The sequence below is a fragment of the Humibacillus xanthopallidus genome (genome assembly GCF_044793955.1).
Classification (GTDB): domain Bacteria; phylum Actinomycetota; class Actinomycetes; order Actinomycetales; family Dermatophilaceae; genus Humibacillus; species Humibacillus xanthopallidus_C.
In genome coordinates this window covers 3,198,951-3,225,709 of the sequence record NZ_CP084995.1, presented here as the reverse complement: position 1 = coordinate 3,225,709, position 26,759 = coordinate 3,198,951, and the positions used below count along the sequence as shown (strand labels likewise).

Below are 26,759 nucleotides of genomic sequence, written 5' to 3'. Positions count from 1 at the left end.
AACATCGTCCCACTCGCGGCTACGCTGCTCGACACCACGTCGCGCGGTGGACAAGATGAACCTGCGCGACCCGAGCGTGATCGCCCGAGGTCGCGCGCACCCCGCACGCTGACCGGCGTGCCCGCGACGAGGAGGATCAGACGACGTGGCTGCCGCCCGCACCGAGGGCCTGCCGTGGGCCTACCGGGTCGCCGCGCTGCTCGTCCGCCCCTGGCTCATGCTCCTGACGAAACGCGACTGGCGCGGCGCCGAGCACCTGCCACGCGAGGGTGGCTTCGTCGTCTCGCCCAACCACATCTCCTACGCCGACCCGCTGCCCTTCGCCCACTACATGTTCGACAACGGCCGGGCCGCCTACTTCCTCGCCAAGGAGAGCGTCTTCCGCGTGCGTGGAGTCGGCTGGGTACTGCGCAAGGCCGGACAGATCCCCGTCCACCGCAACTCCGTCGCGGCGGCCGACGCCTTCCGATCGGCCGTCGACGGGGTGCGAGCCGGCAAGGTCGTCGCGATCTTCCCCGAGGGCACGATCACCCGCGACCCCGACCTCTGGCCGATGCGGGGCAAGACCGGCGCGGCGCGGGTGGCGCTCGAGACCCGCTGCCCGCTCATCCCGGTGGCGCAGTGGGGCGCCCAGGAGATCCTGTCGCCCTACGGTCACCGCCCGTCGCTCTTCCCCCGCAAGACGATCCAGGTGCTCGCCGGCCCGCCCGTCGACCTCGACGACCTCTACGGCCAGCCGATTGACACCAGGGTGCTGCGCGAGGCGACCGACCGGCTGATGGACCGCATCACCGAGCTGCTCGAGCAGGTGCGCGGGGAGACCCGGCCCAGTGAGCGCTTCGACCCCCGCGCGCACGGCGTGCCCGAGATCGGCGACCCTTTGCGCCACGAGGACATCGGGCGCACCGCCCGGCCACGCTCCGACGAGAGGGACACAGCATGACGCATGTCGCGGTCATGGGCAGCGGCAACTGGGGCACGGCCTTCGCCGCGATCCTCGCCGACGCGGGCTGCGGGGTGACGATGTGGGCGCGCCGGGCCGAGACCGCCGCGGCGATCAACTCCGGGCACAACGAGGGCTACCTCCCCGACCTCGCCCTGCCCGACAGCGTGCGCGCCACCACCGACCCGGAGGAGGCGCTCCACGGGGCTGACATCGTCGTGCTCGTCGTGCCCTCACAGACGCTGCGAGACAACCTCGGCCAGTGGGGCGGCCACATCCCGTCGGGTGCCCCCGTCGTGTCTCTCATGAAGGGCGTCGAGCTCGGCACGACGATGCGCATGAGCGAGGTGATCGCCGAGGCCGGCAGCATCGAGCGCGACCGGGTCGTGGTGCTCTCGGGACCCAACCTCGCGCCCGAGATCGCCCGCAAGCAGCCGGCGGCGGGTGTCGTCGCCTGCGAGGACATGGTCACCGCCGAGCGCGTCGCCTCGGCCTGCGCGACGCCGTACTTCCGCCCCTACACCGACACCGACGTCGTCGGGGCCGAGGTGTGCGGCGCGACCAAGAACGTCGTCGCGCTCGCCTCCGGCATGGCCGAGGGCATGGGCTTCGGCGACAACACCAAGGCGACGATCATCACGCGCGGCCTCGCCGAGACGACCCGGCTGGGGCTCGCGCTCGGGGCCCACCCGCAGACCTTCATGGGGCTTGCCGGAGTCGGCGACCTCATCGCCACGTGCATGTCCCCGCTGTCTCGCAACCACTCCTTCGGGGTGCGCCTGGGCCGCGGCATGACGGTCGAGCAGGCTGCAGCCGAGATGCGGCAGACGACCGAAGGGGTCAAGTCGTGCGAGTCGATCCTCACCCTGGCCCACCAGCGCGACGTCGACATGCCGATCTGTGAGCAGGTCGTGGCCGTCATCCGTGACGGCCACTCGGCCAGCGAGGTCGGCCCGCGCCTGATGTCCCGCGACCTCAAGGCCGAGAAGCGCTAGCCCGTATGCCGTCCGCCCCGTCGGGCGCGGACGTGCCGGCTCTGCCTCCTGCCGGTCAGACCCACAAACTGGCCGTGCTCACCGCACCCCGCGCCTGGGGGCTCGGCTGCGACGGGGTTTGTGGGTCTCGCCGTCACCGTGGCGGCGGCGCGCGGACGTCAGACGGCCTCGAGGGCCTGCTCCAGGTCGGACCAGAGGTCATCGACGTGCTCGATGCCCACGGACAGCCGCACGAGGCTCTCGGGCACGGCAGCGGACTCGCTCGGGTGGCGGCGACGCCGCTCCAGCTGAGACTCCACGCCGCCGAGGCTCGTCGAGTGCAGCCACACGCGCGTTGCGGCGCAGAGACGCTCGGCCGCCGCCGCGTCGCCGGCCACGTCGATGGCGAGCATCGCGCCCGACCCCGGATAGCGCACCCGGGCCACGGCCGGGTGTCCGGCGAGCCGCTCTGCGAGCACGGCGGCATTCGCACAGGCCCGCTCGAAGCGGACCGAGAGCGTGCGCAGCCCGCGCAGGGCGAGGTAGACCTCGAGCGGCCCGGCGATGGCACCGTGCAGCGTGCGGTGCCGGCGCAGGCGCTCACCCAGGGCTCGGCCGCGCTCGGTGTCGGCGACGACGGTCGCCCCGAGCACGACGTCGCTGTGGCCGGAGAGGTACTTCGTCACCGAGTGCACCACGACGTCGGCGCCCAGCCCCAGGGGCTGCGACAGCAGCGGCGTGGGCAGCGTGTTGTCGACGACGCTCGTCACACCGAGCTCGCGTGACCGGGCGAGCACGGTCTCGAGGTCGGTCACGTCCATGAGGGGGTTCGTCGGGGACTCCAGCCACAGCAGGTCGGCCCCGTCCAGCGCCGCGACGAATCCCTCGGTGTCGCCCGCGTGCACGCGCACCACCGAGCCGCCCGCCTGCTCGAACGCGATCAGCAGGTCACCGGTGCCGTTGTAGGTCTGGTCAGGGGCCACGACGGTGCCGCCGGGCGCCACGAGCGACAGCGCCGCCGAGATCGCCCCCATGCCCGAGGCGTGCACGAGGGCGCTCCCGCCCTCGAGGTCACCGAGGGCCGACTCGAAGGCGTTCCACGTCGGGTTGCCGACGCGGGCGTAGTTGACCGCGCCGTCCGCGGCATACGTCGACGTCAGCTCGACGGGGACGTTGACCGACGACCCCGGCGCCCGCCCGGGCCGTCCCGCGGAGACCACGACCGTGTCGACGTGCAGGGGACCGGGGGTGCTGTCGGTGGCCATGGCCCCAGCGTACGAGGGCGTCGCGAGGGGGCCCGCTAGAGTTCCGTCTGATGACCACGGACCAGCCCCAGCCCGCCCAGCCGAGCCGCCGCCCCCGCGTGGCCATCGTCTTCGGAGGCCGCTCCTCCGAGCACGCCGTCTCGTGCGCCACCGCCGCCGGCGTGCTGCGCGCCATCGACCGGAGCAAGTACGACATCGTGCCGATCGGCATCTCACGCGAGGGTCAGTGGGTGCTGGCGGAGGACGACCCGGCACGTTTCGAGCTGACGGCCGGGCGCACGCCCGAGGTCGAGTCGGGCGCCGCCCACGTCGTGCTGCCGTTGTCGACGAGGGAGACGTCCCTGACGGTGCTCGAGGCCGGGCAGCCGCCGCGGGAGCTCGGCCAGGTCGACGTCGTCTTCCCGCTGCTGCACGGGCCCTTCGGCGAGGACGGCACGCTGCAGGGCTTCCTCGAGATGTCGGACGTGCGCTACGTCGGCTCCGGTGTGCTCGCCTCCGCGGCCGGCATGGACAAGCACTACATGAAGGTCGTCTTCGCGGGTCACGGCATCCCCATCGGCCCGTATGCCGTCATCACCGACCGCGCGTGGCGTGCCGACCGCGCGGCTGCGATGGCGGCGTGCGACGGTCTCGACTACCCCCTCTTCGTCAAGCCGGCGCGGGCGGGGTCGTCGATGGGCATCACGAAGGTCGAGCAGCGCGCCGACCTCGAGGCCGCCATCGAGGCCGCTCGCGAGCACGACCCCAAGGTGCTCGTCGAGGCCGGCATCGCGGGCCGCGAGATCGAGTGCGCGGTGCTCGAGGGGCACGGCACCGACGCGCCGCGCACCTCTCAGGTCGGCGAGATCGCCGTGCACGACAACCACGCGTTCTACGACTTCGAGGCGAAGTACCTCGCCGAGGCCGACGTCGACCTCAGCTGCCCGGCCGACGTTCCCCCCGAGATCTCAGCCGAGGTGCGCCGGCTGGCCGCGGCAGCCTTCGAGTCGCTGGGGTGCGAGGGCCTGGCCCGGGTCGACTGCTTCTACACCGACGACGGCCGCGTCCTCGTCAACGAGATCAACACGATGCCGGGCTTCACCCCGACCTCCATGTATCCGCGCATGTGGGCGGCCACCGGCCTCGACTACCCCGCGCTCATCGACGAGCTCCTCGAGCTCGCCCTCGAGCGCCGCACCGGCCTTCGCTGAGCCGTTCGCCGTCGGGAGACAGCCGCGGGGATCGTCGGGCAGTGTCGGTGTGGCCGCGCAGCGCCAGGGGGCCGGCAGCGGGTCAGGCGCAGGCGCGGCCGTTCTCGGGCAGCGACGACGCCACGGCGGTGAAGGCCGGCAGGAGCAGGGGCACCGGACCGTAGGCGGCCGGCGCCAGCACCTCGATCGCCGGGTCGCGGCCATAGGTCGTTGCCACCGACCCGTCGCTCAGCGCGCGGACGACCCAGTCGACCCCGTCGACGCTGACGCAGTCGTCGGTCGTGGGTCCGAGCGGGTCGAGGCCGCAGCGCGCGATGACGGCCGGGTCACCCCAGGCAGCGACCGAGCCGGTGTCGGGGTCGGTCGCGACCCTGGACTGCCGGGCGACGGTCGAGGGCCACGCCGCTGTGGCGCAGACCGGGGCCCCCGCCGCGGGTGCGAGCGCCACCTCGGGAGCCCGAGTGCAGCCGCCGAGCAGCACGACGGCGACGCAGAGCGTCGCCGTCGAGAGGGTGCGTCGCAGGGTCGGCCTCAGACGTGGACGACCGTGCACGTGAGCGTGCGGGTGATGCCGGGCACGTCCTGGAGCTTGGCGATGACGAGCCGCCCGAGGTCATCGACGTTGGACGCCTCGACGCGGGCGATGACGTCGTAGGGGCCGGTGACGTCCTCGGCCATCGTGACGCCGGAGATCGCTGCGATCGCCTTCGCGACGCTGGCCGCCTTGCCGACTTCGGTCTGAATCAGGATGTAGGCCTGAACCACGTGTCACCTCTTTGTGTTTGACGGATCGGACGGTCCTCGCGGAGGTCGCGACGCCACACGCGCACCACCCTGGACCAGCGGGCCCGGCCCGCACCCAGTGTGACTGCGGCCGTGCCCGAACGCTACCTTGCCACGAGACGTTTCGTCCCAGCGACGGGCCCGACTGCCGAGGGTGCGGGCCAGAAGGCGAGTGAGCCCGTGCCGCACGCGCACCGGTCGACCCGGGGGCCGATGATGACGGACGGCACGCCGCTGCGCACCCTCGACGAGGACGACCTGCTGGCCCGCATCCTCCCGCTCTTCGGCGGCAGCCCTGACCTGGTCGTTGCTCCCGGCGACGACGCCGCCGTGCTGCTCACGTCCGACCAGACCGTCGCCACGACCGACACCGCGGTGCTCGGGCGTGACTGGCTCGACGCGTGGTCGTCGGGCGCCGACATCGGACACAAGGTCATCGTCCAGAACCTCGCCGACGTCGCGGCCATGGGCGGCACCCCGACCGGGGTGCTCGTCACTCTCGTGGCCGACCCCGCGCTGTCGCTCGAGTGGGTCCTCGACCATGCGCGAGGGCTGGGTCTGGCCTGCGCCGAGGCCGGGGTGGCGGTGCTCGGCGGCGACCTGTCGTCGGCGCCCGCGGGCGTCGTCATGGTCTCGGTGACGGCTCTGGGCCGCCTCGACGGCCCGGTGGTGCTCCGGTCGGGGGCTACCGCGGGCGACGTGCTGGCGGTCTGCGGCACCCTCGGCCTGGCTGCGGCCGGATTGCGCCTGCTCGAGACGGGCTCAGAGGACCGGCACCCGCTCGCCGTCGAGCGTCAGCGGCGGCCGGTGTCGCCCCTCACGGCCGGGCCCCTCGCCGCGCGGGCCGGAGCGACGGCCATGCTCGACGTGTCCGACGGGCTCGTGCGCGACGGCTCCCGGATCGCCCGGGCGAGCGGGGTCGTGCTCGAGGTCGACCTGGGCGCACTGGAGCCTGATCTCGCCGAGATCCGGGCAGCGGTCGGCGTGTCGGACGCCCTGGAGTGCGTCCTCGCCGGGGGAGAGGAGCACTCGCTGCTCGCCACCTTCGCGCCCGAGGACCTCCCGCCGGGCTGGCGGGTGATCGGCCGGGCCCGGCCCGTCGCACGGGGGGAGCGCCCGGGGCTGCTCGTCGACGGCAGAGCGGTGGCGCACACCGGGTGGGACCACTTCCGCGGGTCGTGACCGGTCCGCCACGTCGAGAGGTCGGCGCACCTCCCGCCGGATCGCCACCAGGGGGATCAACTGGTCGATCACCTGGTGGAACAAAGGGTGGGTGGTGTCGTCCTGACAGCACCAGGACCGAGGTGATCGACCAGTTGATCCCGGAGTCGACCGGACCGCCCGACGTCAGGGCACGACAAAGGCCGGCTCCCAGAGGGGGCCGGCCTTCAGCGTTGGTGAGGGGGCGTTCAGCGAACGACCTTGCCCGCCTTGAGGCAGGAGGTGCAGACGTTGAGTCGCTTCGGCGTCACACCGTTCACCAGCGTCCGAACGCGCTGGATGTTGGGGTTCCAGCGGCGCTTGGTGCGGCGGTGCGAGTGCGAGATGTTGTGACCGAAGCTCGGCCCCTTGCCGCAGACGTCGCAGTTGGCAGCCACGGGGTTCTCCTGAAGATCGATGTTGACGAAGTGCTTGCGCTCCACCCGATCCACGGGCCAACTCACGCCGGGGCGTGCGTCACCGCCGTGTGCACGAGGGGAACCGGTAAAGCGTAGCCGACGAGGCGCTCGGACGACAAAACGGCCGACCGGCCCCACGGCAGAGGCCCCACGCGGTGCGGGGCCCGGCCTCAACGATAGCGCTGGGCCGTCGCGACGAGCTCGGCGGCATACGCCGGCCCGTGTGAGGCTGCGTGGGTGGCGAGCGGGTGCAGCTGGTGCAGCCCGATGAGCGAGCGCCACCGGCGGTCGAGCCCGGCTGTCTCGGCGTAGGCCGCTTCCAGCCGGTCGCGCTCGGGGCAGCCGAAGAGCGCGAGCATCGCGAGGTCGGTGAGGCCGTGACCCCCGTGGGCGGCCGGGTCGATGAGGACCGCACCGCCTCCGGAGTAGAGCAGGTTGCCCGACCAGAGGTCACCGTGGATGCGAGCCGCTGGCCGGTCGTCGTCGAAGGCGCCGGACGCGAGCCGGTCGCACACGGCGTCGACGACGCGGGCCCCGTCCCGGTCGAGGTGACCGGCGTCGACGGCACGCCGCACGAAGGGGCGCACCCGCTGCTCGGCGAAGAAGAGACCCCAGGTCGGGGTGGGGTCGTTGGACTGGGGCTGGCGGCCGATCCAGGCGTCGCCGCTCCAGCCAGGGGGAGGCGCGCCGAAGGCGTCTGCCCCTGCGGCGTGGGTGTGGGCGAGGGCGTGACCGAGTGCCTCCGCCGCCTCGGGCGTCGGGCGGCCGGGCACGACGAGGGCGACGTCGATGTGGTCGGGCGCCACGTCGTGCACGGCGACGACGGAGGCGCCTCCGACCGCCTCGGCCTCGGCGAGCCACCGCAGGCCGGCCGCCTCGGCCGCGAAGAAGCCGGCGGGGGCACCGGGCCAGGACTTGCGGTGGACAGGGGCGGTGCGCGACACGATCCACACCGTAGGGCCGGCCGGGCCCGCTGGCGACCTCGCCGGGGCCCTCGCGCGCCACCCCGTTGACGCCACTCCCTTCCCGTCCCACTCTCGGACCCGCCCTCTGCGTGCCGGGGGCCGAGCCGGGGTCGCGCGGCTGCATGCGACCGTCGGGGCGAGGCGCTAGCCTGCCGAGCAGCGGCCGCGGGCCCGTGCCAGGGCGACCTGACCTGCGGGGCCCGACGCACCCTCAGGCATGGCCGCGGTCGACGACGAGCAGGAGGACGGATGCCAGGCCCAGCACGGCTGCCCGAGCGGTCGCCGCGCACACTTCTCCCGGTGCCCGGCGCGCTGTCCGTGCTCGACGTGCCGGCGGTGCGCCGCTGGGCCCTGCTGACCCGCTCCGTCTTCGCCGCGCGACGCGTCGAGATCGATGCTCTCAATGTCTTCCCGGTGCCTGACGGTGACACCGGCACCAACCTCTTCCTCACCTTCGACGGTGGAGTCGAGCGGATGCTCGCTCACGACCCGCACGGCGCCGGCGACCTGCTCGCAGCCTTCGCCAAGGCGCTGCTCTGGACCGCCCGGGGCAACTCCGGTGTCATCCTCAGCCAGCTCGCACGGGGTCTGGCCGAGGCGTGCGCGGGCGCCGAGGTCGTCGACGGGGCGCTGCTCGCCCGCGGGCTCGTGCGCGCCGAGCAGCGCGGGCGCGAGGCGGTCACCGAGCCCCAGGAGGGCACGATCCTCACCGTGGCCACCGCCATGGCGACGGCCGCCACCCAGGCAGCCGAGGCAGCCGAGGTGGGCGGCCGCTCCGAGGCGAGCCTGTATGCCGTGTCGCTCGCCGCGCTCGAGGCCGCCCGGGTGGCGCTCGACCGCACTCCCGAGCAGCTCGAGGTGCTCGCACGCGCCGGGGTCGTCGACGCCGGCGGCGCGGGGCTCGTCCTGCTGCTCGAGTGCCTCGAACGCATCTGCTCCGGGCAGCGCGGCCGGCCGAGCCGCGACGACCCGTCGAGCCGGCGCTCACGCTTCCGGCCCGAGCGCTTCGGGCCGACGCTCACCGCCGGGCTGCCCGACACGACCTCCGACGGAGCTTCTGACGGGGCCTCTGATGGGGCCTCTGATGCGGGCTCTGACGACGGCTCGCCCGCCTACGAGGTGATGTATCTGCTCGCCGACTCCGACGACGAGGCCGTCGACCTGCTGCGGGCCCGCCTCGTCGAGCTCGGTGACTCCGTGCTCGTCGTCGGCGGCGACGGGGAGTGGAACGTCCACGCCCATGTCGACGACGCCGGGGCGGCGGTCGAGGCGGGCATCGTCGCGGGCCGACCCCACCGGGTGCGCATCACCCGACTGGACCGTGACGTCGTGCACCTCGGCCATGCGCAAGGGGCGGCGTCACACGGGCACGACGCCCCCCGGCATACCGGATCGGCGATCGTGGCCTGCGCGGCCGGCGACGGGCTCGCGGCCCTCTTCGGCGAGGCGGGCGCCGCCGTGGTGCCGTCCGGCCCGGGGCGACGCGCGTCGACCGGGGCCCTCATCGCGGCGATCCGCGCCCAGCACGCGACCGGTGCGGCGGGCGTCGTCGTGCTGCCCAACGACGGCGACACCCTGCTGGCTGCGGCGGCAGCGGCCCGGGCGGTCGCCGACGACGGCATCGACGCGCAGGTCGTGCACGCCCGCACGGCGGTGCAGGGCCTCGCCGCCCTGGCCGTCTTCGAGCCCGAGGCGGCGCCCTCGGCCAACGTGCTCGCCATGCAGTCCGCGTCGTCGGCGACCCGGCACGGCGCGGTCACCGTCGCCAACCGGGCGGCCCTGACGAGCGCGGGTCGGTGCGAGGCGGGAGACGTGCTCGGCGTCGTCGACGGCGACATCGCCGTCATCGGCCACGACGACGTCGAGGTGGGGCGCGAGGTCGTGCGCCGACTCCTCGCGAGCGGGGGCGAGCTCGTCACCGTCGTCATCGGGTCGGGGGCCCATGACGGACTGGGGCAGGCGCTCGCGACCGAGGCGATGGCGCTGCACCTCGGCGTCGAGGTGTCGCAGATCGACGGTGGGCAGCCGGTCTACAGCGTGCTCATCGGGGTGGAGTAGGCCGTGGTCGTGCTCACCGAGGACTCTCCGCTGACCAAGCTCGTCAAGAAGGGCGAGGCCGAGCAGCTCGCCCGCACCAAGGGGCTGCAGACCGTCGGCGACCTCTTCGAGTTCGTGCCGCGCCGCTACGTGCGCCCGGGGCAGCTCACCGACCTGTCGTCGCTGCGCGTCGGCGAGGACGTCCTCGTCGTGGCCGAGGTCGCCCGCGCGACCTCGCGGCCGATGCGCAACCGGCGCGGCAAGATGCTGACGGTCGTGCTCCACGACGACCACGGGCACGAGCTCGACGTCACGTTCTTCAGCGCCTACGGCCACGAGGGCAAGCTGCACGCCGGGGTCCGTGGCTTCTTCGTCGGCACGATCGGTGCCTACGGCCAACGCATGCAGCTGACCCACCCGGAGTACGAGCTCTTCGACGACGACGCCGAGGGCGAGGCCGCGGTGGAGTGGTATCGGACCCACCGGGTGCCGGTCTACTCGACGACCGGCAAGATCAACTCCCTCCAACTCCGCCGGCTCGTGCACACGGCGCTCGACTCCGTCGACCGCATCCGCGAGCCGGTGCCCGAGCCGGTGCGTGCGGCCCGTGGGCTGCTCGACCGGGCGGCGGCGCTCGAGCTCGTGCACCGGCCCGGCGTCGACGACCAGCCGTCGAGGGGGCTCGACCGGCTGAAGTACGACGAGGCCTTCGTCCTGCAGACGATCCTCGCCCAGCGGCGCAAGGCGGTCGAGTCCGAGCTCGCGACCCCGCGGCCCCCACGGCCCGGTGGCCTGCTCGCGGACTTCGACGCGCGGCTGCCCTTCGAGCTGACCGCAGGTCAGCGCGAGATCGGCGAGGTGCTCACCGCCGAGCTCGCCTCCGACCGGCCGATGCACCGGTTGCTGCAGGGGGAGGTCGGCTCGGGCAAGACCGTCGTCGCCCTGCGGGCGATGCTCGCAGCCATCGACGCCGGCGGGCAGGCCGCACTGCTCGCCCCCACCGAGGTGCTGGCGGCACAGCACCACCGCTCGATCACGGCGATGCTCGGCGACCTCGCCCTCGGGGGCATGCTGGGAGGCGCCGAGCACGGCACGACCGTGGCGCTGCTGACGGGCAGTCAGGCGGCGCGCGCGCGGAAGCAGTCGTTGCTCGCCGCGGCCTCAGGGGAGGCCGGCATCGTCATCGGCACGCACGCTCTCATCCAGAAGCACGTGCAGTTCGCCGATCTCGCCCTCGTGGTGGTCGACGAGCAGCACCGCTTCGGGGTCGAGCAGCGTGATGCCCTGAGAGAGAAGGGAATCCGCCCACCGCACGTGCTCGTCATGACCGCCACGCCGATCCCGCGCACCGTGGCGATGACCGTCTTCGGCGACATGGAGACCTCGACCCTGCGCGAGCTGCCGCGGGGTCGCTCGCCGATCGCGACCCACGTCGTCGACGGTGACCGCCCCGGCTGGGTCGACCGCACGTGGCAGCGTATCGCCGAGGAGGTGGCCAAGGGCCACCAGGCTTATGTCGTCTGCCCCCGCATCGGCGACGTCGACGACGAGGCCCCCGGTGCCGGCGACGGCCGGTCCCCGGCGAGCGACGAGGACGCGTGGGACGTCGACTGGGCCGACGGGAGCGACGACGCCGACGGGGGCGAGGTCGGCGACGGCCTCGGTGACCGGTCCGGCGACGGTGGCGCGCAGCGCGAGCTCACCGGTGTCTACACGATGCTCGCCACGCTGCGGGCCACCCCGGCGCTCGAGGGCGTGCGGCTCGAGGTGCTGCACGGTCGGCTCGACCCCGACACCAAGGAGGCCACGATGCGGGCCTTCGCCGACGGCGAGATCGACGTGCTCGTCGCCACGACCGTCATCGAGGTCGGGGTCGACGTCGCCAACGCCTCCGTCATGGTCGTCGTCGACGCCGACCGCTTCGGCATCTCCCAGCTGCACCAGCTGCGCGGCCGCGTGGGCCGCGGCTCGGTGCCGGGTCTCTGCCTGCTCATGACGCAGGGGGCGGGCGAGCTCGCCGCGGAGCGCCTCGCCCAGGTCGCCGCGACCACCGACGGCTTCGAGCTCGCCCAGGTCGACCTGCTCCTGCGCCGCGAGGGTGACGTGCTCGGCGCACGCCAGAGCGGGCGGGGCAACTCGGTGCGTCACCTGCGCCTCGGGCGGCGCGACGACGAGCAGGTGATCGCCGACGCCCGGGAGGACGCCTTCGCGCTCGTGGCCGAGGACCCCGAGCTGCGCCAGCACCCGGCGCTCGCGGCGGCCGTCGCCATGCGCCTCGACGAGGAGCAGGCAGCCTGGCTGGAGAGAGGGTGAGATGACCCGCATCATCAGCGGCAGCGCAGGGGGTCGGCGGCTACGCACCCCGCAGGGGTCCTCCACCCGCCCCACGTCCGACCGGGTGCGTGAGGCCCTCTTCAGCCGGCTCGAGCACCGCGGCCTGCTCGAGCACACCCGGGTGCTCGACCTCTACGCCGGGTCGGGCGCCCTCGGCCTCGAAGCGGCGAGCAGAGGAGCCGCCGAGGTCGTGCTCGTGGAGTCCCAACGGGGCGCGGCAGCGGCGATCCGCGCCAACATCGCCGCCGTCGGGCACCCGGCGGTGCGTCTCGTCGTCGACACCGTGGAGCGCGCGCTCGGCAGCGGCCCGCCCGGCGGCACACCGTTCGACCTCGTGCTGCTCGACCCGCCCTACGACCTGACGGAGGACGCCCTCGCCGTCGTGCTGACCGCCCTCGTCCAGCGTGGCTGGCTCGGGCCGGAGGCCTTCGTCGTCGTCGAGCGGTCGACCCGCTCGCCGCAGCCGCGGTGGCCTGCCGGGCTCGAGCTGTCGGGAGAGAAGCGCTACGGCGAGACCGCGATGTGGTTCGCGGAGCCCACGACAGATGAGGTCGTCGCGTGAGGCCGGTGCGGAGGTCGTCGCGTGAGGGCGTCGCGTGAGGTCGGGGCTGGCTAGGTTGGGCACGTGACGACGCGACGCTGTGTGTGCCCCGGCTCCTACGACCCCGTGACCAACGGGCACGTCGACGTCATCACCCGCGCCGCAGGCCTCTTCGACGAGGTCGTCGTGGCCATCCTGCACAACCCGGCCAAGCACGGCACCTTCGGTGTCGACGAGCGCACGGCCTTCCTGGAGGAGACGCTGGGCCACCTGCCCAACGTCCGGGTCGGGGCTTGGGCCGACACCCTCGTCGTCGACGTGTGCCGCGAGGTCGGGGCAGACTCCATGGTCAAGGGACTGCGCGGGGGCACCGACTTCGCCTACGAGCTGCCCATGGCGCACATGAACCGCCACCTGACGGGCGTCGAGACGCTCTTCCTCGCGGCCGCCCCCGACCTGCAGCACGTGTCGAGCTCGCTCATCAAGGAGGTCGTGCGCTACGGCGGTGACGTCTCGGGCCTCGTGCCCGACACCGTGCTCGACGCCCTGCACGATCGACTCCGCTGATTTGGGCGGGGGAGTCCGCTCCGGTAGCCTTGGACGTCGGTCCTCGTCCGCCTTGGAGTGGGCCGAACCCTCAATCGTGCGCAGGAGCCATGAACCGCCCCGACCCCCGTTCACCACTGGTGCTCGACACCAGGAAGCTGGATCGGCGACCCGGGACGATGCTGGAGCTCTCGCGCACGGTGGAGCTGCCCGAAGACCTCGGAACCGACGTCATCGCGATCCAGGCCGGCATGCCGGTCGAGCTCGCGGTGCGGCTCGAGTCCGTCGTCGAGGGCGTGCTCCTGACAGGTTCGGTCAACGGCAGGGCGAGCGGTGCGTGCGTGCGGTGCCTGGACCCTGTCGAGCTGGCTGTCGACGGGACCTTCACGGAGCTGTTCGCCTACACCGACCGGGCGGCGCACCACCACGAGGTGGGAGCCGACACGGACGAGGACGAGGTGCACGAGCTGGTCGGTGATCTCATCGACCTCGAGCCCGTGCTCCGGGACGCGGTCGTGCCGACGCTGCCCTTCAAGCCGATGTGCCGGCCGGACTGTCCCGGGCTGTGCTCCGAGTGCGGAGTGAAGCTCGCGGACGACCCCGACCACCACCATGATGTGTTCGACCCCCGATGGTCGGCCCTGCGCGGGATGCTGCAGGACGACCCGCAAGAGAAGAGGAACTGACGTGGCTGTCCCGAAGCGGAAGATGTCGCGCTCCAACACCCGTTCGCGTCGCGCGAACTGGAAGGCAACGCCGACCACGCTCACGACGTGCCCCCAGTGTGGTTCGGCTGCCCAGCCGCACATCGCGTGCCCGTCCTGCGGCACCTACAAGGGCCGTCACTACGCCGTGGCTGAGCGCACCGAGCACCAGAACTGATCGCCGCCGTGAGCAGCCCTGACACCCAGGGTGTTCCGGCGGTGCCGCAGCGGCCCGTCGATGCCCTGCTCGCCCACCTCACCGAGGTGGTCGGCCAGGACATCGACGAGCCGCTGCTTCTGCGTGCCCTGACGCACCGCTCGTACGCCTACGAGAACGGTGGACTGCCCAACAACGAGCGCCTGGAGTTCCTCGGGGACTCGGTGCTCGGCCTCGTCGTCACCGACTCGCTCTACCGCGGGCACCCCGACCTCGCCGAGGGCCAGCTCGCCAAGCTGCGAGCCGCCGTCGTCAACATGCGCGCGCTCGCCGACGTCGCGCGCACCTTCGACCTCGGTGAGTACGTCATGCTCGGCAAGGGCGAGGAGGCGACGGGTGGCCGCGACAAGGCCTCGATCCTCGCCGACACGCTCGAGGCGGTCATCGGCACGGTCTTCCTCGCTGCCGGCATCGACCGGGCGGCGATCTTCGTGCACCACCACTTCGACGGCATCATCGAGGAGGCCGCGACCCTCGGTGCCGGTCTCGACTGGAAGACGAGCCTGCAGGAGATGGCAGCGAGCGTGGCCCTCGGCTCGCCCGACTACCGCGTCGACGAGCAGGGGCCCGACCACGAGAAGGAGTTTAACGCCCGCGTCGTCTTCGGTGACGAGGTGCTGGGCGAGGGCAGGGGACGCAGCAAGAAGGAAGCGGAGCAGAAGGCCGCCAAGGAGGCCTGGCACGCGATCGAGGTGCGTCGCTCCGTGACCGCGGGCTCGACGAGCACTCCTCCGGGCTGACCACGGCGTGCCGGAGCTGCCCGAGGTCGAGGTGGTGCGACGCGGTCTGCACGACCATGTCGTCGGCCGGCACATCACGCGTGCCCGGATCAGTGGCGTGCGGGTGGCGAGGCGCCACGACGCTGGCGCCGAGGACCTCGCCGATCGCCTCCACGACGTCACGGTGACCGCGGCGTCGCGGCGGGGCAAGTACCTCTGGCTCGCGCTCGACGGCGAGGACGCGCTCATCGTCCACCTCGGCATGAGTGGCCAGATGCTCGTCGAGCCGGCCGAGGCGCCGCTCGAGAAGCACTGCCACGCCCGCTTCGACTTCGCCGACGGCGACCCGCAGCTGCGGTTCGTCGACCAACGCACCTTCGGGGGACTCGCGATGTCGCCCCTGGGGCCGGACGGCATACCGGAAGCGTTGGCGCACATCGCGCCCGACCCCTTCGAGGCGACCTACGACCAGGGCGCGGTCGTGCGGAGGATGAAGCTGCGCGACAGCGCGGTCAAGCGCGCCCTGCTCGACCAGACCCTCGTCTCCGGCATCGGCAACATCTACGCCGACGAGGCCCTGTGGCGTGCCAAGGTGCACGGGGAGCGTGTCTGCTCGGCCCTGACGAAGCCGACCCTCTCGCGGGTGCTCGACCATGCGCGCGAGGTCATGTCCGAGGCGCTCGGCCACGGCGGGACGAGCTTCGACGCGCTCTACGTCAACGTCAACGGTGCGAGCGGCTACTTCGACCGCTCATTGCACGCCTATGGGCGGGCCGGCACCCCGTGCGATCGCTGCGGCACGCTGATGCGCCGCGAGCACTTCATGAACCGCTCGTCGTTCTCCTGCCCGGTCTGCCAGCCGCGGCCGAGGCGTCGGTCAGTGGCCTGAGGGCCTGCGCTTCGGCGCGGGACGGGTCGCGTCGTCGTCGGGCGGCTCGACGTGGGCGGGCACGATGATGGGCCGCAGGCGCGCCCACGTCATGAAGATCGCGCTCATGAGGAGCAGGATGAGCCCGGTCCAGAGGTTGGCGTTGACCCCGCCGGTCTTCTCATAAGCCTTGTCGCCGAAGATGCCCATCAGGGTGAGGATGATGCCGTAGAGGCCGAGCAGGGCTCCGATGAAGTTGCGGATGTCGAAGGCGCCGGCCGTGTGGCGCTCGACCCGGGGGTCGTCCGGGTCGGGAGCCGTCTCGGGGGTGGTGTTGTCTGCACTCATGATCGGGCTCCTTAGACCAGGAAGTTGAGGGCGATGACCATGGCGAGCGAGATGCCGGCGAGAGGGAGCGTACGCCGGAACCACGGCTGCTTGGCCTCCTCCGGGTCGACGAGCTCCTCTCTGGGTGTCTCGGAGTAGACGAGACCGCGGAGCGAGCCCTCGGGCTTCGGCTCGGTCACGAGCGACACGATGATCGAGAGCACGATGTCGACGACGAACGCTGCCGACGCCGCGACGAAGGCTGCCCCTTGGCCGCTGAGCGGGATGACTCCGAGGCTCGCCTCCCCGAAGGCGTCCTCGCTGAGGAAGGCGACGAGCACCGCCGACAGCGTGCCGGCCGAGAGGCCGACCCAGCCGGCGGTCGCGGTCATCCGCTTCCAGAACATGCCGAGGATGAAGGTGGCGAAGAGCGGGGCGTTGAAGAAGCCGAACAGCGTCTGGAGGTAGTCCATGACGTTGCTGAAGGAGCTGGCGACGATCGCGGTGAAGATCGCGAGGAAGGTCGCGCCGACGGTCGCGAGGCGGCCGATGCGCAGGTAGTAGTCGTCGCTGTGGTCCTTACGGATGTAGCGCTGCCACAGGTCGTAGCTGAAGACCGTGTTGAAGGCCGAGATGTTGGCGGCCATGCCGGCCATGAAGGCGGCCAGCAGGCCTGCGATCGCCAGGCCGAGCAGGCCATTGGGCAGGATGTCGCGCATCAGCAGCAGCAGCGAGTCGTTGTAGGCGACGCCCTCGCCCGAGGCCCCGCCGGCAGGGGTGCCACCGGCCTTGAGCTCGCCGATCTCCTGCACGAGCACCGCCGCGATCATGCCGGGGAGGATGACGATGAAGGGCACGAACATCTTGGGGAAGGACCCGATGATCGGCGTCTTGCGCGCGGCCGACATCGAGTTGCTCGCCATGGCGCGCTGCACCTCGACGAAGTTCGTCGTCCAGTAGCCGAAGGAGAGCACGAAGCCGAGGCCGAAGACGATGCCGACGACCGACCAGAAGGGTGACTCGAAGCCCGTGAGCGCCTGCCCGGGCCAGCTGTTGAGCTGCCACTCGGCGGGCGGGACCTCGGCGCTCGCCGGGGCCGTGTTGGCGAACTCGGTGATCTTCTGCGTGAGGCCCTCGTAGCCGCCCACCCGGTGCAGGCCGATGAGGGTGAGCGGCAGCAGTGCGGCGACGATGACGAAGAACTGCAGCACCTCGTTGTAGATCGCCGCCGAGAGGCCACCCAAGGTGATGTAGGACAGCACGATGATGGCCGCCACGATGAGCGCCACCCACAGGGGCCAGCCGAGCAGGGCGTGGACGATGGACCCCAGCAGGTAGAGGTTGACGCCCGCGATGAGCAGCTGCGCGACGGCGAAGCTGATCGCGTTGACGAGGTGCGCCCCGGTGCCGAAGCGGCGGAACATGAACTCCGGGACCGAGCGCACCTTCGAGCCGTAGTAGAAGGGCATCATGACCACGCCGAGGAAGAGCATGGCCGGGATCGCGCCCACCCAGAAGTAGTGCACGGTGGCGATGCCGAACTCGGCGCCGTTGGCCGACATGCCCATGATCTCGACGGCGCCCAGGTTGGCCGAGATGAACGCCAGCCCGGTCACCCACGCGGGCAACGACCGGCCCGACAGGAAGAAGTCCAGCGAGTCGGAGACGGCGCGACGGGCCATGAATCCGATGCCGAGCACGAACGCGAAGTAGAGCGCGATGATGAGGTAGTCGACAGGGTTGGCGTCGATCAGCGTTGCCGTCGGCAACTGTGACAGAACGGGCATGCGATCAGTCCCTTCGGTGGGCGACGCCTCACGCTAGCGTCGCCTCCGCCGGTCCGCATGTCAGGACGAGGAGCCGGTCTCGGGTCGGTCCTGAATGGTGTCGCTCGTGCGTGCGTCGACGGTCTTCAACCCCCGACGCAGAGGGACCGTCGGGTCCGCTGCGACGTCGGCCGGGATCGTCATACCCCGCTCCAGGGCCCGCTTCACGACGACGTAGTCGGCGCTCGCACCGATCGCCTCGATGGCGATGAGCAGGCCCGCGCGGTAGGAGAGCAGCGAGAAGGACTCCGAGCCGAGTTCGCCTCGCACGACGAGCTGGTCCGCGCTGTGGGGGAGCCCGGCGATCTGCAGTCGCAGGTCGCCCTGGTCGCTCCAGAACCACGGCACCGAGACGTATGCCGTCTCGTGGCCGAGGAGGGTCGCCGCTGCCACCCGCGCCTGGTCGGTCGCGTGCGCCACGCTCTCGAGACGTAGCGGGCCGCTGAGCCCGCGGGCATAGGGGTTGGGGCCGAGGGTGCAGTCCCCGGCGGCGACGGTGACTCCGTCTGAGGTCAGGGTCCTGCGGTCGACGACGATGCCGCGGGGGTCGACCTCGAGCCCGAGCGCAGTCGCCAGGTCGGTGCGGGGGAGTGCTCCGACGCCGATGACGACGAGGTCGGTCGACAGCTCGCGTCCGTCGTCGAGCACGACGGCCTCGGCGTGGTCGCCGGTGCCGTGGATGCGCACCGCCTGGGTGTTGAGCAGCACAGTGGTGCCTCGACGCTCGTGCGCCCAGAGGTAGAAGTCCGAGAGCACCGGCGTCACGGAGCGGGCGAGGAGCCGGTCGGCTGCCTCGACGACGGTCACGGTGGCGCCGAGGGCCCGGGCGCTGGCCGCCACCTCGAGACCGATGAAGCCGCCACCGACGACGACGACGTCGCGGCTGTCGCGCAGCGCGGTGGCCAGCACGTCGGCGTCCGCGACGGTGCGCAGGGTGAGCACCCGGCCCAGCTCGGTGCCGTCGACGGGCAGACGGGCCTCGGTCGCGCCCGTCGTCAGCGCGAGCCGGTCGAAGGCGAGCTCGCGCCCCGAAGCCGTGACTGCCCGGCCGCCCGAGGCGTCACGCTCGATCGCCACGACGGCGTCGGCGGTGACGAGCTCGATGTCGTGCGCAGTGCACCAGGCCGCGTCGCGCAGGGTGAGGGAGGCCCGGTCGTGCTCGCCGCGCAGGTAGGTCTTGGACAGGGGTGGGCGCTCGTACGGTGCCTCGGGCTCGTCGCCGACGAGGACGATCGGACGGTCGTCGCCGAGCTCGCGCAGCTCCGCGACGAGTGAGATGCCGGCCTGACCCGCGCCGACGACGAGGGTCGGTCGGGGCGACGGTGTCATCGGTCCAGCGTAGGCGGCGGTACGGTGCCGACTGCCACAATCGGCCCATGACCTCGTCGCCAGCGCAGCCCGAGTCGGTCTTCACCTACGGTGCCCCGGCGCTCAAGTTCGGCAGCGGGGCAGTCGACGAGATCGGCCACGACGTCGCAGCGCTCGGCGCGACCCGGGTCCTCGTCATCACCGATGCCGGCGTGCTCGCGACCGGAGCGCCGGCACGGGTGGCAGAGGCCGTGCAGCGTGCCGGTCTGGTGGCGGTCGTGCACGACTCGGCGCACGTCGAGCCGACCGACAAGAGCCTCGAGGCAGCGATCGAGCGGGCCCGCTCCGACGGCCCCTTCGATGCCGTCGTCGCGGTGGGCGGCGGCTCGGCGATCGACACGGCCAAGGCGGTCGACCTCATCCTCAGCAACGGCGGCGACCTCATGGACTACGTCAACGCTCCGGTGGGGGCGGGGCGGCCGCCGCGGCGGCCGCTCCTCCCGCTCGTCGCCGTGCCGACGACGACGGGCACGGGAGCCGAGAGCACGACGATCTGCGTCCTCGACGTGCTCGCCCTCAAGGTCAAGACGGGCATCAGCCACGTGCGGCTGCGCCCGGCCCTGGCCGTCGTCGATCCTGACCTCACGGCGACACAGCCCGCCGGGGTCACGGCGAGCGCCGGCATGGACATCCTCTGCCACGCGCTCGAGAGCTGGACGGCTCGCCCCTACACGAGCTACGAGCGCAAGACGCCGGAGCAGCGGGTGCCCTACTGCGGCAGCAACCCGATCTCCGACATGTGGTCAGAGCGCTCGATGTCGTTGTTGGCCAAGGCTTTCCGCACAGCGGTCCGTGACGGCTCCGACGAGGCCGCCCGGGGCGAGATGGCGCTGGCCGCCACCTTCGCCGGCCTCGGCTTCGGCAACGCCGGTGTCCACGTGCCGCACGCCAACGCCTACCCGATCGCGGGCCGGGTGCGCGGCTTCCACCCTGACGGCTACCCCAGCGAGGAGCCGATGGTGCCGCACGGCATGGCCGTGGCGTTGACGGCGCCGGAGGCGTTCCGATGGACCTTCCACGCGGCGCCCGAGCGCCACCTCGCGGCGGCTCGGCTGCTCGACCCAGCCCTCGGGCCGCGCTGGGAGTCAGAGCCGCGTGACGTGCTGCCCGGTGTTCTGCTCGACCTCATGCGCGACATCGGCCTGCCGAACGGCCTGTATGCCGTCGGCTACGACGAGCGCGACGTCGACGGTCTCGTCGAGGGCGCCCTGGCCCAGCAGCGCCTGCTCGCGACGAGCCCCAGGGCCGTGACGGCCGAGGACCTCGAGGGCATCTTCACGCGCTCGATGAGCCTCTGGGACGAGCGGAAGGCAACCACACGGGTTGTCGGGGGACACGGGGAGGCAGGCCGCCTTCGGCCGTGAGCTCCCGTGGGTGGGTGGTTTTCGGGGGTGCACGGGGGCGCAGGCCGCCTTCGGCCGTGAGCTCCCATGGGTGGGTGGTTTTCGGGGGTGCACGGGGGCGCAGGCCGCCTTCGGCCGTGAGCTCCCGTGGGTGGGTGGTTTTCGGGGGTGCACGGGGGCGCAGGCCGCCTTCGGCCGTGAGCTCCCGTGGGTGGTTTTTCGGGGGGACACGGGGGCGCAGGCCGCCTTCGGCCGTGAGCTCCCGTGGGTCGGCATACAGTGCCGTCTGTGACGACGACACCCACCTCGCTGCCGCTGCCCGCGACCGACACCTGGCTCGACTGGGTCACCGAGCGGGGGCGCGAGCAGATCGCGCGCGCACGCGCGCTCGTCGACCGACTCAAGAGCGACCCGCCCCGTGAGGCGCTCGAGGTGCTGCGGCTCTGGAACGACGCGCAACTCGCGCTGTCCAACGCGTCGTCGGTCGGCTCGCTCTTCTCCGAGGTGCACCCCGACAAGACCGTGCGCGAGCGCGCCGAGAAGGTCGCCCAGGACGTGCAGAAGCTCGACACCGACCTCGGCCTCGACACCGAGCTGTATGCCGTGCTCGCCGCCGTCGACGGCAGTGGCCTCGACGCTGATGCCACCCGCGTGCTCGAGCGCACCCTGCGCGACTTCCGGCGCTCCGGCGTCGACCGCGACGAGGCGACACGCGCGCGGCTGCGCGAGCTCTCCGAGCAGGCGGTGCTGCTCAGCCAGGAGTTCAGCAAGAACATCCGTGAGGACGTGCGGAGCATCCGCGTCCGACCCGAGCAGCTGGCCGGCATGCCCGACGACTGGGTCGCGGCTCACCCGGTCGGTGACGACGGCCTCGTGACGGTCACGACCGACTACCCCGACGTCGTGCCGTTCCGCACCTTCGCGCACGACGCGCAGGCTCGCCGCGACCTCGTGACGCAGTTCCTCACGATCGCGTGGCCCGCCAACGACCGCGTGCTGCAGGAGATCTTCGCGGTGCGCCGCGAGCACGCCGCGCTGCTCGGCTACGCGTCGTGGGCCGACTACGACGCCGAGGTCAAGATGATCGGCAGCGGCCCGGCGATCGGCGAGTTCATCGACCGCATCACCGAGCTGTCGACCACCAGCGCCGAGCGCGACAAGGCCGTGCTGCTCGACCGGCTCCGGCAGGACCGTCCCGACGCCACCGACATCGACGGCGCCGACGCGTCCTACTACGCCGAGCTCGTCCGCAAGGAGCAGCTCGCGGTCGACGCCCAGCGGGTGCGCACCTACTTCTCCTTCGAGGCCGTGCGCCAGGGTCTGCTCGATGTCACCGGGCGGCTCTTCGGGCTCGAGTGGGTGCCGGTGCCGGCCGAGGAGGCCCGCACCTGGCACGCCGAGGTGGCCACCTACGACGTGTCGTTCGACGGCGAGCGCATCGGGCGCATCCACCTCGACCTGCACCCCCGCGACGGCAAGTACAAGCACGCCGCGCAGTTCGACCTGGCCCGCGGCGTGGCCGACGTCCAGCTCGCCGAGGGCGTGCTCGTCTGCAACTTCAACCGCGGCCTGCTCGAGCACGACGAGGTCGTCACCCTCTTCCACGAGTTCGGGCACCTCGTGCACCACGTCCTCGCCGGGCGCACTGAATGGGTGCGCTTCTCGGGCGTGGCCACGGAGTGGGACTTCGTCGAGGCGCCGAGCCAGATGCTCGAGGAGTGGGCGTGGGACCCCGAGGTCCTCGCGACGTTCGCGCGCAACGCCGACGGTGAGACCATCCCGGCCGACCTCGTCGAGGCGATGCGGCGCGCCGACGACTTCGGCAAGGGCTACGACGCGCGCACCCAGATGTTCTACGCCGCGCTGTCCTACGACTTCCACGTCAACCCCACCGATGACCTCACGGGCCGGTTGCGCGAGCTGATGGGGCGCTACTCCGTCTTCCCCTACCTCGAGGGCACCCACATGCAGTGCCACTTCGGGCACCTCGACGGCTACAGCTCGGCCTACTACACGTACATGTGGTCGCTCGTCATCGCCAAGGACCTCTTCTCGGCCTTCGACCGTGACGACCTCTTCGACCCGGAGGTCGCCGGCGCCTACCGGGACACGATCCTCGCGCAGGGCGGTCGGCGCGACGCCGCCGACCTCGTCGAGGACTTCCTCGGCCGGCCCTACACCTTCGACGCGTATGCCGCGTGGCTCGCGGAGTGACCCGGTGACCGCTGCGACCGTGAGCGTCACGGCGCTGACGGCCTACCCGGTCAAGTCGCTGGGCGGCGTCTCTGTCGACGAGGCCGCCGTCGAGGCCCAGGGCCTGAGGGGCGACCGCCGCTGGGCCGTCGTCGACCCGGACGGCGCGAAGGTGACGGCCAGGGAGGCGCACGCGCTGCTGGGGCTGCGCGCCGAGCCGCTCGACGGCGGGGGAGTGCGCCTGCTCGCGTCCGGGACCGCTCCGCTCGAGGTGGCGCCTCCGCGGGCGGCGTCGCCGGTGCCGGTGCGGTTCTCCGGTCAGGACACCGCCCGGCCCGCCGGAGCCGAGGCCGATGGCTGGCTGACCGCGCAGGTGGGCCGGCCGCTGCGGCTCGTGTGGCAGGACGACGACGCGCACCGCCCGATCCGGCCCGATATGGGTGGCGCCGAGGGCGACCGCAACTCCTTCTCCGACGCCGCGCCACTGCACGTCACGTCGGAGACCTCGCTCGCGCGGCTCAACGACTGGGTGCTCGAGACGGCCCTGGAGCGGGGCGAGGAGCCGGCCGACCCGCTCGGGCACGACCGCTTCCGGCCCAACGTCGTCGTCACCGGTAGTGAGCCCTTCGCCGAGGACGGCTGGGTCGGGGCCCGCATCGGCGACGTGCCCTTCCGGGCCACGATGGTGTGCGACCGGTGCGTCATGACGACGATCGACCGCGGCTCGCTGACGACGAGCAAGGAGCCGATCCGCACCCTTGCGCGACACCGCCGGTGGGACGGAGCGACGTGGTTCGGGATCCGCCTCACGCCGGTGCTGCCCCTCGCCGCCGGTGCCTCGATCGCCGTCGGCGACGAGGTCGTCGTCACCCCCTGACCGACCCGGCCGCGCGCCCCGGCCTCTGTGCCTGATCAACTGGTGGATCAACTGGGGTGGGTGGCTGCTCGAGCAACCACGACGACGAGTTGATCGACCAGTTGATCGAGCTCAGGGTCTCTCAGGGGCCTGCTGCGCGGAGTCGGGTGAGGACGTCGCGCAGGTCGGTCAGGGCGGCGGCCTCCTCGGGCGTCACGGCGGCGAGCGGAGTGGCCGACAGGCGGCGATAGACGGCCGCCATGCCCTCGAAGAGCTCTGCCGATGCCCCGGCCTCGCCCTGGGTCTGCGCGATGTTGTCCATCTCGGCGACGAACCGGGCGCTCTTGGCGGTCGCAACGGCGATCCGGCGTCCGGCACTCGCGACCTGAGCGGGGAACTCCTCCTCGAGGTCGTCGAGCACCGGGCCGAGCACCCCGAGCGCATCCGCGGTCTGCAGCGCCTGGGCCCAGAGCGCCGTCGAGCCCTTGTAGATCGAGGCCGTGCACATCTTGACCCCGGACGCCTGGCCCGGCTCGTCGCCGACGACGCGGCGCCTCAGCCCACGCGCGCCCAGCCGGGCCACGTCCTCGGCGCGCGCGCCTGACAGGTAGAGCATGGTGTCGCCGTCGGGCGTGGGCGGCCCACCGCTGACGGAGCCGTCGACGAGGTCGAGCCCCAGGTATGCCGCCCGCTGGGCCATCGCTCGCACCTGACCGGGTGCCACGGCGTTGGCCTCGAGCAGGAGCGGGTGTGAGCTGGTCGCGACCGCAGTGGCAAGGATGGCGTCGAGCACCTCGTCGGCGGCCGCGGGCGGGCAGATGCTGACGACCACGTCGCTGGCGGCGACCACCGCGGCGAGGTCGGGGAGCAGCTCGAGGCCGTTGGCGAGCGCCACCGTGCGCGCACTCCGCCCGGCGACGGTCGTGACCACGCGCGCACCGTCGCCTGGGGCCACATCGTCGCCCGGACCCACCCTGTCGCGCGCGACACCCTCGTCGAGACCGGCTCCACCGGCCGCCCAGGCCTGGCCCAGGGCGGAGCCCATCGCGCCGGGCGAGACGATGCCGATGACCGGTCGGCTCGATGTGTCCGGCCCGGGGGGTTCGGCGGTCACGGGACGGGCGTCACGGGATCGGGAGTTCCTTGAGCACGACCTTGGTGCCGGTGTTGCGCTCGGAGACCTCGGCGAGCGCGTCGCGGACCGACTTCGAGAAGAGGTGGGCGCCCTTGATGGTGGGGTGGACCCGGTCGGACTGCACCTGCTCCGGGTGGGCCCGCACGGCCGAGGCCCAGTCGGCGATGGCGACGTTGCTGCGTCCGCGGGCGATGGCCTCGAGCTTTGCGTTGTCCTTGTCGATGCGGCTGAACGGACCCATGACGTTGACGAGCACGACCATCCGGTTGGGGCCGAGCGCGTCCAGCACCTTGGCGACGCCGTCGGTGTCGACCCCGGCGTTGGTGCCGAAGGCGAGCACGACCGCACGGCGGTTGGCGTCGCCTCGTGCGGTCACCTGGGTCACGGCGTCCGACCAGCGACGGTTGGACTTCGCGTCGATGCGGATGCCGGGGAAGTAGTAGCGCATCGCGCCGAGGCTGCCGACCAGCATGGAGTCGCCGTAGGCGTCGATGTCCTTGCCGGCCGGCATCGTGAAGGTCGCGTTCTTGGTCGTCGGACCGGTCGCGGGCGCAGGAACCGCAGACGGGGACGTGCCGGGCGTCGGACTGCTCGCGCCCGTCGACCCGGTCGCTGCAGCGCTCGGCTCGTCGATCACCCCGGCTGCCTCGTTGGCCGCCAGCATCCGGGCCGTCTCGCTCTGGTCGGGTGCGGTGACGATGATCGCCGTGACGACGATGGCGAGCACGGCGACGGCGCCGACCGCCCCCCGCCGGATGGGCACCGACAGGGCCGTGACGCGCGCACCGACCCGGCGGCCGACGCCTCGGAAGCCGAGGGTGCGGAAGGGGCCCTCGACGAAGCGGTAGGTGAGGTCGGCGAGCGCCAGCGTGACCACGACGCACCACACGCGCGTCAGCACGTGCGAGAGCGTGCCCGGCGCCGACGGGTTGTCGAGGGCCACGAGGAGGATGACGGGCCAGTGCCAGAGGTAGATCGAGTAGGAGCGCGCACCCACCCACGTCGCGGCGGAGTGCCGGGTCAGCCGCTGGAGGGTCGTGGGCCCCCCGGAGGCAGCCGGGGCAGGGTCGATGACGGCCATGATGAGCACCGCCGTGGCGAGCGAGGCCAGCGCGATGCCCCCACGGAAGGTGAGGGGGTGCTGCTCGTCGAGCAGGACCATCTCGGCGACGAGCACGAGCAGCGCGACCGGGCCCGCGACCGTGCCGAACCGACCCCACCGCGACGGCGTGACGAAGCGGGCCAGACGAGGGCTGGCCCACGCGAACGCCAGCGCGGCGCCCGCCATGAGACCGACGACGTGGGTGTCGGTGCCGTAGTAGACGCGGGTGGCGTCGGTGTCGGGCACGTAGAGCAGGGCCATGAGCAGGGCCGACCCGCCGCCGATGGCCACGGCCGCGCCGACGCGGAGCCGACTCGACAGGGCGAGCAGCCCGATCGTGATGAGCGGCCAGAGGAGGTAGAACTGCTCCTCGACCGCCAGCGACCAGAAGTTCATGAACAGCTGCGGTGCGGTCTGGTCGAAGTAGCTCGACCCCGCCGTGATCTCGAGCCAGTTGGTCGAGAAGGTCAGGGCGCCGACCATCTGCCGGCCGACGTCGACGAGCAGGTCGGTGCTGACGACCCGGGCGATGAGCACGCTCGTGACGACGCACAGCACGAGGGTGGGCAGCAGGCGCCGTGCCCGGCGCACCCAGAACTGCGACAGGGCGACCCTGCCGGTGCGGCGGTGCTCGCGCACGAGGAGCGTCGTGATGAGGAAGCCCGAGACGACGAAGAAGACGTCGACGCCGAGGAAGCCGCCGGGCAGCCAGGCGGCGTCGAGGTGATAGACGAGCACGCCGACGATCGCGAGGGCGCGCAGCCCGTCGAGACCCTCGATGCGGTCGCGGGAGCGGTGGTCGCCTCGTGGGGCCGACCCGGTCGCCGCCTCGGCGGGAGCCGAACGCTCCTGCCGCAGTGGCCTCGCCGACGTCGTCACGCCGCTCCCTCCTCGGGCGCCGGGG

Annotated in this window: 25 protein-coding genes; 15 read left to right on the top strand and 10 right to left on the bottom strand. The window is 72.4% G+C overall.

Features of this window, described 5'->3' with window-relative positions; translation table 11 throughout:
* The first annotated feature begins 145 nt into the window (after nucleotides 1-145).
* Entirely contained in the window at nucleotides 146-943 is a 798-nt protein-coding gene (locus tag LG278_RS14415) for a lysophospholipid acyltransferase family protein (protein WP_404387930.1), read from the top strand.
* A complete protein-coding gene (locus LG278_RS14410) occupies nucleotides 940-1,938 on the top strand; it encodes an NAD(P)H-dependent glycerol-3-phosphate dehydrogenase (RefSeq protein WP_404387928.1) in 999 nt (332 codons plus the stop codon). The genes LG278_RS14415 and LG278_RS14410 overlap by 4 nt, the downstream gene beginning before the upstream one ends.
* 158 nt (nucleotides 1,939-2,096) lie before the next feature.
* On the opposite strand, the gene LG278_RS14405 is transcribed toward LG278_RS14410, so the two are convergent.
* Entirely contained in the window at nucleotides 2,097-3,182 is a 1,086-nt protein-coding gene (locus LG278_RS14405) for a trans-sulfuration enzyme family protein (RefSeq protein WP_404387926.1), read from the bottom strand.
* Between the two features lie 50 nt (nucleotides 3,183-3,232).
* Between LG278_RS14405 and LG278_RS14400 the strand changes: the two genes are divergently transcribed.
* Nucleotides 3,233-4,372 carry a D-alanine--D-alanine ligase family protein gene (locus LG278_RS14400; protein WP_404387924.1) on the top strand — a complete coding sequence of 380 codons (1,140 nt, stop codon included), beginning with the start codon at nucleotides 3,233-3,235 and terminating at the stop codon, nucleotides 4,370-4,372.
* Nucleotides 4,373-4,454: 82 nt separating this feature from the next.
* On the opposite strand, the gene LG278_RS14395 is transcribed toward LG278_RS14400, so the two are convergent.
* Both LG278_RS14395 and LG278_RS14390 read right to left on the bottom strand, forming a co-directional pair.
* Complete coding sequence (locus LG278_RS14395) at nucleotides 4,455-4,925, bottom strand: hypothetical protein (RefSeq protein WP_404387923.1); 471 nt, start codon at nucleotides 4,923-4,925, stop codon at nucleotides 4,455-4,457.
* Complete coding sequence (locus LG278_RS14390) at nucleotides 4,904-5,137, bottom strand: Lrp/AsnC ligand binding domain-containing protein (protein WP_404387922.1); 234 nt, start codon at nucleotides 5,135-5,137, stop codon at nucleotides 4,904-4,906. The genes LG278_RS14395 and LG278_RS14390 overlap by 22 nt, the downstream gene beginning before the upstream one ends.
* Nucleotides 5,138-5,335: 198 nt before the next feature.
* Here LG278_RS14390 and thiL point away from each other — a divergent pair, with 198 nt between their 5' ends.
* The gene (gene thiL / locus LG278_RS14385; RefSeq protein ID WP_404387921.1) at nucleotides 5,336-6,337 is read left to right on the top strand and encodes a thiamine-phosphate kinase; all 1,002 of its coding nucleotides are present in this window, start codon (nucleotides 5,336-5,338) and stop codon (nucleotides 6,335-6,337) included.
* Nucleotides 6,338-6,564: 227 nt separating this feature from the next.
* Here the strand turns inward: thiL and rpmB are convergent, their stop codons facing one another.
* The gene (gene rpmB / locus LG278_RS14380; RefSeq protein WP_141821962.1) at nucleotides 6,565-6,753 is read right to left on the bottom strand and encodes a 50S ribosomal protein L28; all 189 of its coding nucleotides are present in this window, start codon (nucleotides 6,751-6,753) and stop codon (nucleotides 6,565-6,567) included.
* Nucleotides 6,754-6,944: 191 nt separating this feature from the next.
* A complete protein-coding gene (locus tag LG278_RS14375) occupies nucleotides 6,945-7,718 on the bottom strand; it encodes a fructosamine kinase family protein (RefSeq protein ID WP_404387920.1) in 774 nt (257 codons plus the stop codon).
* 321 nt (nucleotides 7,719-8,039) lie between these two features.
* Here LG278_RS14375 and LG278_RS14370 point away from each other — a divergent pair, with 321 nt between their 5' ends.
* The 8 genes from LG278_RS14370 (at nucleotide 8,040) to mutM (ending at nucleotide 15,726) form a co-directional block, all read left to right on the top strand.
* Nucleotides 8,040-9,797: a DAK2 domain-containing protein gene (locus LG278_RS14370; protein ID WP_404387918.1), complete on the top strand. Its 1,758-nt coding sequence runs from the start codon at nucleotides 8,040-8,042 to the stop codon at nucleotides 9,795-9,797.
* A 3-nt stretch (nucleotides 9,798-9,800) separates the two neighbouring features.
* Nucleotides 9,801-12,089, top strand: coding sequence for an ATP-dependent DNA helicase RecG (locus LG278_RS14365; protein WP_404387916.1), 2,289 nt, complete (start codon nucleotides 9,801-9,803; stop codon nucleotides 12,087-12,089).
* 1 nt (nucleotide 12,090) lies between these two features.
* On the top strand, nucleotides 12,091-12,672 hold the full coding sequence (gene rsmD / locus LG278_RS14360) for a 16S rRNA (guanine(966)-N(2))-methyltransferase RsmD (protein ID WP_404387914.1): 582 nt from the start codon (nucleotides 12,091-12,093) through the stop codon (nucleotides 12,670-12,672).
* 63 nt (nucleotides 12,673-12,735) lie between these two features.
* On the top strand, nucleotides 12,736-13,218 hold the full coding sequence (coaD, locus tag LG278_RS14355; protein ID WP_404387912.1) for a pantetheine-phosphate adenylyltransferase: 483 nt from the start codon (nucleotides 12,736-12,738) through the stop codon (nucleotides 13,216-13,218).
* Between the two features lie 89 nt (nucleotides 13,219-13,307).
* Nucleotides 13,308-13,883, top strand: coding sequence for a YceD family protein (locus LG278_RS14350; protein WP_404387910.1), 576 nt, complete (start codon nucleotides 13,308-13,310; stop codon nucleotides 13,881-13,883).
* A 1-nt stretch (nucleotide 13,884) separates the two neighbouring features.
* On the top strand, nucleotides 13,885-14,079 hold the full coding sequence (gene rpmF / locus LG278_RS14345) for a 50S ribosomal protein L32 (protein WP_404387908.1): 195 nt from the start codon (nucleotides 13,885-13,887) through the stop codon (nucleotides 14,077-14,079).
* 41 nt (nucleotides 14,080-14,120) lie between these two features.
* Nucleotides 14,121-14,858: a ribonuclease III gene (gene rnc / locus LG278_RS14340; RefSeq protein ID WP_404393662.1), complete on the top strand. Its 738-nt coding sequence runs from the start codon at nucleotides 14,121-14,123 to the stop codon at nucleotides 14,856-14,858.
* A gap of 7 nt (nucleotides 14,859-14,865) precedes the next feature.
* On the top strand, nucleotides 14,866-15,726 hold the full coding sequence (gene mutM, locus LG278_RS14335; protein WP_404387906.1) for a bifunctional DNA-formamidopyrimidine glycosylase/DNA-(apurinic or apyrimidinic site) lyase: 861 nt from the start codon (nucleotides 14,866-14,868) through the stop codon (nucleotides 15,724-15,726).
* Here mutM and LG278_RS14330 read toward each other — a convergent pair.
* The 3 genes from LG278_RS14330 to LG278_RS14320 are packed head-to-tail and all read right to left on the bottom strand — an operon-like array spanning nucleotide 15,715 to nucleotide 19,187.
* Nucleotides 15,715-16,053, bottom strand: coding sequence for a hypothetical protein (locus LG278_RS14330; protein WP_404387904.1), 339 nt, complete (start codon nucleotides 16,051-16,053; stop codon nucleotides 15,715-15,717). The genes mutM and LG278_RS14330 overlap by 12 nt on opposite strands.
* 11 nt (nucleotides 16,054-16,064) lie before the next feature.
* Nucleotides 16,065-17,819, bottom strand: coding sequence for a sodium:solute symporter family protein (locus LG278_RS14325; protein WP_404387902.1), 1,755 nt, complete (start codon nucleotides 17,817-17,819; stop codon nucleotides 16,065-16,067).
* 60 nt (nucleotides 17,820-17,879) lie between these two features.
* Entirely contained in the window at nucleotides 17,880-19,187 is a 1,308-nt protein-coding gene (locus LG278_RS14320) for an NAD(P)/FAD-dependent oxidoreductase (RefSeq protein ID WP_404387900.1), read from the bottom strand.
* 47 nt (nucleotides 19,188-19,234) lie between these two features.
* Here LG278_RS14320 and LG278_RS14315 point away from each other — a divergent pair, with 47 nt between their 5' ends.
* The 3 genes from LG278_RS14315 to LG278_RS14305 all read left to right on the top strand — a co-directional run bounded on the left by LG278_RS14315 (nucleotide 19,235) and on the right by LG278_RS14305 (nucleotide 23,639).
* Nucleotides 19,235-20,590 (top strand): hydroxyacid-oxoacid transhydrogenase, encoded by a 1,356-nt coding sequence (locus LG278_RS14315; RefSeq protein ID WP_404387899.1) that lies wholly within the window; start codon nucleotides 19,235-19,237, stop codon nucleotides 20,588-20,590.
* A gap of 267 nt (nucleotides 20,591-20,857) precedes the next feature.
* Complete coding sequence (locus LG278_RS14310; RefSeq protein ID WP_404387897.1) at nucleotides 20,858-22,783, top strand: M3 family metallopeptidase; 1,926 nt, start codon at nucleotides 20,858-20,860, stop codon at nucleotides 22,781-22,783.
* A gap of 4 nt (nucleotides 22,784-22,787) precedes the next feature.
* Nucleotides 22,788-23,639 (top strand): MOSC domain-containing protein, encoded by an 852-nt coding sequence (locus LG278_RS14305; RefSeq protein WP_404387895.1) that lies wholly within the window; start codon nucleotides 22,788-22,790, stop codon nucleotides 23,637-23,639.
* 121 nt (nucleotides 23,640-23,760) lie between these two features.
* On the opposite strand, the gene LG278_RS14300 is transcribed toward LG278_RS14305, so the two are convergent.
* Together LG278_RS14300 and LG278_RS14295 are read right to left on the bottom strand one after the other, a co-directional pair.
* Nucleotides 23,761-24,732, bottom strand: a complete 972-nt coding sequence (locus LG278_RS14300) for a DUF1932 domain-containing protein (RefSeq protein WP_404387893.1) — start codon at nucleotides 24,730-24,732, stop codon at nucleotides 23,761-23,763.
* A 10-nt stretch (nucleotides 24,733-24,742) separates the two neighbouring features.
* Entirely contained in the window at nucleotides 24,743-26,734 is a 1,992-nt protein-coding gene (locus tag LG278_RS14295; protein ID WP_404387891.1) for an acyltransferase family protein, read from the bottom strand.
* Nucleotides 26,735-26,759: the final 25 nt, after the last annotated feature.